This is a genomic window from Roseomonas mucosa ATCC BAA-692 (assembly GCF_000622225.1).
Taxonomy (GTDB): domain Bacteria; phylum Pseudomonadota; class Alphaproteobacteria; order Acetobacterales; family Acetobacteraceae; genus Roseomonas; species Roseomonas mucosa.
The window spans coordinates 1-5,878 of record NZ_JHWD01000056.1 but is presented as its reverse complement, the minus strand read 5'-3'; the positions used below and the strand labels follow the sequence as shown (position 1 = coordinate 5,878).

Genomic DNA, 5,878 nt, shown 5'->3' with positions numbered 1-5,878 from the left:
CACGCAAACTCCGCCTCGCGGTCAAACTTGCTCGGTCCCCAAACAACGTGACAATGCCCCTGAGCCTCCTCCTTGGACATCCAGGGAGATCACTCATGTCGACGGATCCGGCCGAGGCGGCCCAGCTCACGGCAGAGCTTTCCGACGCCATCCGATCCGGGCAGGACCGCCTCGCCCTGGAGCAGCTGAGTGGCGTCACCGCCTCCCTTGTCGAGGCCATCGCCGGGGGCAGGACGGAGGTCCAGGAGGTCCTGCATGTGGGCCTCGCCGATGCTGCCATCCTCCTGGCCACCCGCACCGGCGCCACCCCGGGGGAGTTCCGCATTCAAGGCATGATCGAGGCCCTGGGTGGGGTCGCCGATACCGCCATCCGGACCCACGGGATGGCCGACCTCTCCTCGGCAGGCCCCCATGGCCTTGCCCTCCGGGTTCTGCGGGAGGTCGGGCGCTCGCGGGGCCTCCTCTCCGACAAGGCAATCGCCCATGCCCTGGGTGTCCGCACGGCGGCCCTGAGGCCGACCCTCGAACGGCTCCAGGCCTCCAGTCTGGTACAGGCCTCGCCGTCCCTTGGATGCACCCTGTTCGTCGTGACCCGCCGGGGCCTGGATGCCATCCGGGCTAGCCACGCCCCTGAGAGGGCGACATCCGCCAAGGATCAGGACACCGACGACGCCGGGGTATCTCCCGGCATGAGGCGGTGACGTGGTGACCATGATCCCGGATGCCCCGTCGTTGGATGGAGCGGCCCTGTCCGAGTGATCGGTGATCCTCGGCGGTGAGGAGACTGCGCTCCTGCCGTACCGCCGCGGTGAAAGAGCAGGATCGGACGAAGTTGGGTAGTCGGCTCTGAACAACCTGATCAGGCTGTTCGGCCCATTGCTGGATGGCGGCTGGTCTGTGTGAGGGCCTGAACGAGGCTGGCGAGAAAGGCGAGCAAGAGAGCCCGCAGGTGGGCGAGGATCTTGCGGATGTTGTGGCCGCAGCCGCAGAGGACGGCGTGGAGGGCGTCGCCGATGGTGCCCTTGAGGGCGCAGCGGGCGAGGCGGCCGTCGGCCTTCATGTGGCCGATTGTCAATGCTACTCGTGAGTTGGTTCTCCCGCAAATTCCGTGCTGTGGGCTCGTCGTTCCGGGGTAGGATGATCACATTGGAGGGGCGTCGTTCCTCTCTCTGAAAGCTGGGATTGTCCAAGCGTCTCCTGCCTCTGCTTCCAGCGGGGCTGCTGGTTCAGCAGGTCCTGCCCGCTTCCGATCACATCATCATCGCCGCCACGCTACCTCCCGAGGCCGCCGCCTGCCCAGCTTGCGGCACGTCGTCACGGCGCGTTCACAGCCACTACCAACGCCGCCTCGCTGATCTGCCATGGCAGGGCCGCCCTGTGACGCTGCGTCTCCAGGCACGGCGGTTCCGCTGCCTCGACCCGACCTGTACCCGGCAGACCTTCGCCGAGCGGCTCCCGGAGGTTGCGGCCGCCGGGGCACGGCGGACCCGGCGACTGGGCGATCTGCAGCGCTGTGTAGGCCTGGCGCTCGGGGGCGAGGCCGGCGCGCGCCTGATCGAGCGTCTAGCCATGGCGACCAGCCCGGACACGTTGCTGCGGATCACCCGCGCGGAGGGCCGGGACGCCATGCCGGCAGCGACGCCCCGGGTGCTCGGGGTGGACGACTGGGCTTGGCGCCGAGGCCATCACTACGGCACGGCGCTGGTCGACCTAGAGCGCAATCGCGCCGTCGACTTGCTGCCCGACCGCCAAGCGGAGACCCTGGCGGCGTGGCTGCGCCAGCACCCTGGCGTGGAGATCGTGGCCCGAGGCCGGGCGGGCGCCTACGCGGACGGGGTCCGGCAGGGCGCGCCCGGTGCAATCCAGGTAGCGGATCGCTGGCACCTGCTGCGCAACCTCGGAGATGCGGTCCGGGCCCTCGTGGAACGGCACGGCAACGCCACCGGTCGGGCGGCACAGCGGACCGCCGAGACGCAAGCCCAGGGCGAGCCCTTACCGGGCGTGCCGCCGCCTCTGTCCCATCCACCGAACGCGGCGCAGCGGGCGAGCCAAGCCTCATACGCTCGGCTGATATGGCCGACTCTCTTGGGATTTCCTGACCTGCACTGACGTGATTCGCTGTTCTCTGCAGCGATTCGCGGAGGTCAGTATGGCGGCACCGATCAAGATCACCCGGGATGAGCTGGATGCATCCGGGCTACGTCGAGCAGCGTGCCGCTGTGGCAGCGTTGCGGCCTCTCGTCGAATGCTGGCACTGGCCTTGGTGATGGAGGGCAGTTCACGGACAGAAGCGGCGCAAGCGGCTGGAATGGATCGGCAGACGCTGCGGGATTGGGTGCACCGCTACAACGAGGAAGGATTGGCCGGCCTTACCGACCGACAAGGCGATGTTGGCCCAAAGCGACTGCTCTCGCCCGAGCAGGAGCGTGAGGTCGCCGAATGGGTTCGCCGTGGCCCAGATCTGGCAGAGCACGGCGTTGTCCGCTGGCGCAGGGCTGACCTCGCGCGAGCGATCGAGACCAGGTTTGGCATCGTGCTGGCCGAACGCACGATCAGCACCGTGCTGCGTCGGCTGGGCTTCCGCCGCCTGGTGGCCCGCCCTCGCCACCCCGGCCACAACGCCGCGGCGCAGACGTCTTTCAAGGCAACTTCGCCGCCCTCGTAGATGCAGCCTTGCCCGAGCACGCCCGCGGCAAGCCGCTCGAGCTCTGGTGGCAGGACGAGGCCCGCATCGGCCAGCAAGGCACGCTGACCCGCGTGTGGGCCGAACGCGGCTCGCGGCCGGCGGCACCGCGCGATCTGCGATACGCTTGGGCCTACCTGTTCGGAGCCATTTGCCCGGCCCGTGGCACGGGGGCAGCCCTGGTGCTGCCGTTCGCCAACGCGGCCATGATGAACCTGCACCTGGCCGAAATCAGCGCCAACATCGCCCCAGGCGCGCATGCCGTGCTGACGATCGACGGCGCCGGTTGGCATCAGACCGGGGACAAGCTGCGCGTGCCCGAGAACATCACGCTCCTGCACCTGCCGCCCTATAGCCCGGAGCTAAACCCGGTAGAGAATGTCTGGGCCTACCTGCGCTCCAACAAGCTCAGCAACCGCGTGTTCAAAACCTACGACGCCATCGTCGACGCATGCTGTGACGCTTGGCTCTGGTTCACCAAACAACCCAAACGCATCACCTCTATCGGAACCCGTGAATGGGCACGTGTCACTCAATGAAGCCGGGCGTATTATTGGTCAAGCAAACCCGGCCATCGGCCAGGAACCCGGTGAACGCCTCCCAGCGCGTGAGGGCGTAGTCCAGCGCCTTGGCGACGTCGTTGTGGCGCGACATCCTGCCCCTGGTCTCCAGCATCCAGGCGTGGAGTTCAGCGACGAGCGGGGCCACGACGGCTTGGCGATGGGCCAGACGTTCCGCGACGGGGCACCCGTTCACCTCGCGCTCGGCCTCGAACACGCGGTCGATGCGCCGCACGGCCTCGGCCGCGAGTGGTGCGCGGGCAACCTCGGCCAGCTCGAACGCCTTTCGGCGGAGGTGCGCCCAGCAGGCGGCCTCGGTAATCGGCCCTGGCTTGCGGTCGGGGCGGTAGAGTTCGCCGAATCCGGCATAGGCGTCCGCCTGCAGGATCCCATCGTATGAGGCCAGGTGGCGCCTGGGGTGCTCGGCCGTGCGATCGCGGGAGAACTGGAACAGCGCGGCCGGTGGGGCCGGTCCGGCAAAGGGCCGGGCGTCCCGCACGTAGGTCCAGAGCCGGGCCGTGACGGTCTTGCCGCGGGCGAGTAGCGGCACGGTGGTGTCGTCCCCGTGCAGCCGCTCGGCGGCCAGGACATGCGCCGCGACGAGGGCGTGGAGCGGCGAGAGCACGGCCGCGGCGGTGCCGACCCAGTCGGCCAGGGTGGAGACGCTCAGCTCCACCCCCTCGCGGCCGTAGGTCTCGCTCTGGCGGTTGAGCGGCAGGTGCTGGCCGAATTTGGCCTCCAGGATCATGGCCAGCAGGTTCGGCCCGGCGCGCCCGCGGGCGATGGGGTGGAACGGCGTGGGCGGCTGGGTGATGGTCTCGCAAGACCGGCAGGAGAACCGCTCGCGCACGGTCTGGATCACCTTCCAGCTACGGGGCACCACCTCGAGGGTCTCGGTGATGTCCTCGCCGAGCTTGGACAGCTTGCCGCCGCAGCAGGGGCAGGCGGCGGGCGACGGCACAACCACCCGCTCGCGCGGCAGGTGAGCGGGCAGAGGACCCCGGACGGGCTTGCGGTGCGGTGGTGCCCCGGGTCGCTCCCCACCCTGGCTCTCCGCCCGCGCCGCCTCCTCGGCGACGGTTGCGATGAGGTCGCCGAGCTCCAGCTCCAGCTGGTCGATGAGCTTGCGGCCGCGCTCGGAGGAGGCGCCGAACTTGTCGTGCCGGAGCTTGGCGATGACCAGCTTGAGGTGCGCGATCATCGCCTCGGCACCCGTGGCGCGTGCCTCCAAGCCTGTCGCACGAGCCTCGGCGGCGATGCGCGCCTCACGCTCCGCAGCCAGGGCAGCGCGGAGCGCCTCAACGTCTCCGGTCTGGTCCGGCGCGCGCGTCATGGGATGAGTGAATCAGACAGCGGAACCCACCGCCAGCACAATCACCGTCGCCCCCAGCAGGATCAGCCCGCGACTTGCGGTCGGTAGGTGTGCTGCGGGTTCCGCCAGTCGATACCATCCAGCATGTAGGCCAGCTGCGCCGACGAGATGGACACGGCGCCACCCGCAGGCGCGGGCCACAGAAAACGTCCCCGCTCCAGCCGCTTGGCGTAGAGCGACATGCCGAGCCCGTCATGCCAAAGGATCTTGACCAGGTCGCCGCGTTTGCCCCGAAAGACATAGAGGTCCCCGGCGTGCGGGTCGCGCCCGAGTGCCTCCTGCACCTGCAGCGCCAGCCCGTTCATGCCGCGGCGCATGTCCGTGTGGCCCACCGCCAGCCAGACCCGCACACCAGCGGGAACCGGGATCACCGCCGCAGCACCGACAGCACGCGCCGCAGCGCCGCCGTGTCCACGTCAGCCCCCACCCGCACGCAGGTGCCGTCCGGCAGCGCGATCTCGATCCGTGGGTCCGCAACCGCCACGGCGGGTGCCGCAGGCCCGGGAGGGACCGGGTCGCTCACCTGCACCGGCAGGAACACCGGCTCGGGTGCACCGGGAACCACCAGGCGGCCCTGCCGCAGCTGACGCCGCCAGTACCAGAGCAGGCCGCGGCTGATATCATGCCGCCGGGCTACCTCGGACGTCCGCGCCCCAGGCTGCGCCGCCTCGGCCAGCACGCGCAGCTTGTCCTCGGCGCGCCAGCGACGACGTCGCTCTACCCCGGTGATGATCTCCATCCCGCCCCCGTCCTTAGCGTCGCCCTTACGAGCGTCACTAAGCTCGACTTTGGCCATCTGAGGCAGGCGTAGGCGGCGAGGCGGGTGACTGGCTAGGCTGGCGTGTCCCCGCCAAGAGACGCCGCCATGCTTCACCTGCCATCCCGCTTCGCCGCGGTGATCCTGAGCTTTGCGCCGCTGTTTTTCCAGCGCAGCTGGCAACACGCGGAGGTGCTGCTGATCGGGGCTATCCTGGCACCCGGCAAACGTACGGTGACCAGCCTGTTGCAGATCAGCGGGCTCGCGCAGGAGCGGCGCTTCGTGAACTATCATCGGGTGCTCAACCGGGCGGTCTGGAGCCCCCGGGCAGCATCGCGTCTTCTGCTGGCGCACCTGATCACAGCCTTCGCGCCGGATGGGCCAGTCATTCTGGGCATTGACGACACGATTGAAGCTCTCCATCGGCGCGTTGTCCCAGCAGTTCCCCTTGCGGCTCATCGAGCAGAGCATGCCGTGCTCGGCGAGCCGGCGGCGATAGCCATGGG

The 5,878-nt window shown here is 69.2% G+C and carries 5 protein-coding genes and 3 pseudogenes; 4 read left to right on the top strand and 4 right to left on the bottom strand.

What is annotated here, in order from left to right; genetic code table 11:
* Nucleotides 1-95: 95 nt before the first annotated feature.
* On the top strand, nt 96-701 hold the full coding sequence (locus BT98_RS0119860; RefSeq protein ID WP_027297462.1) for a hypothetical protein: 606 nt from the start codon (nt 96-98) through the stop codon (nt 699-701).
* Between the two features lie 158 nt (nt 702-859).
* Here the strand turns inward: BT98_RS0119860 and BT98_RS25285 are convergent.
* A pseudogene (locus BT98_RS25285) lies at nt 860-1,078 on the bottom strand (hypothetical protein); the annotation flags it as partial.
* A gap of 104 nt (nt 1,079-1,182) precedes the next feature.
* Here BT98_RS25285 and BT98_RS25280 point away from each other — a divergent pair.
* A complete protein-coding gene (locus tag BT98_RS25280) occupies nt 1,183-2,109 on the top strand; it encodes an ISL3 family transposase (protein ID WP_051544361.1) in 927 nt (308 codons plus the stop codon).
* 40 nt (nt 2,110-2,149) lie between these two features.
* Nucleotides 2,150-3,222, top strand: a protein-coding gene (locus BT98_RS26880; RefSeq protein ID WP_115359404.1) for an IS630 family transposase whose coding sequence is annotated in 2 segments (ribosomal slippage) — nt 2,150-2,645 and nt 2,645-3,222 — 1,074 coding nt in all. Because the reading frame shifts where the segments join, the coding sequence is not laid out codon by codon here.
* A 10-nt stretch (nt 3,223-3,232) separates the two neighbouring features.
* On the opposite strand, the pseudogene tnpC reads toward BT98_RS26880, so the two are convergent.
* The 3 genes and pseudogenes from tnpC to tnpA form a co-directional block, all read right to left on the bottom strand.
* Nucleotides 3,233-4,576 (bottom strand): annotated as a pseudogene (gene tnpC, locus BT98_RS25270) (IS66 family transposase); the annotation flags it as partial.
* Between the two features lie 62 nt (nt 4,577-4,638).
* Nucleotides 4,639-4,986, bottom strand: a complete 348-nt coding sequence (gene tnpB / locus BT98_RS0119835) for an IS66 family insertion sequence element accessory protein TnpB (RefSeq protein ID WP_027297460.1) — start codon at nt 4,984-4,986, stop codon at nt 4,639-4,641.
* Nucleotides 4,983-5,354 (bottom strand): IS66-like element accessory protein TnpA, encoded by a 372-nt coding sequence (gene tnpA, locus BT98_RS28230; RefSeq protein ID WP_027297459.1) that lies wholly within the window; start codon nt 5,352-5,354, stop codon nt 4,983-4,985. The genes tnpB and tnpA overlap by 4 nt, the downstream gene beginning before the upstream one ends.
* Before the next feature lie 126 nt (nt 5,355-5,480).
* On the opposite strand from tnpA, the pseudogene BT98_RS28225 reads away from it, so the two are divergent.
* Nucleotides 5,481-5,723, top strand: a pseudogene (locus BT98_RS28225) (hypothetical protein); the annotation flags it as partial.
* Nucleotides 5,724-5,878 lie beyond the last annotated feature (155 nt).

Coding starts and splice junctions, on each gene's coding strand:
- BT98_RS0119860 (WP_027297462.1), top strand. CDS start 96: ATGTCGACGGATCCGGCCGAGGCGGCCCAGCTCACGGCAGAGCTTTCC.
- tnpA (WP_027297459.1), bottom strand. CDS start 5,354: ATGGAGATCATCACCGGGGTAGAGCGACGTCGTCGCTGGCGCGCCGAG.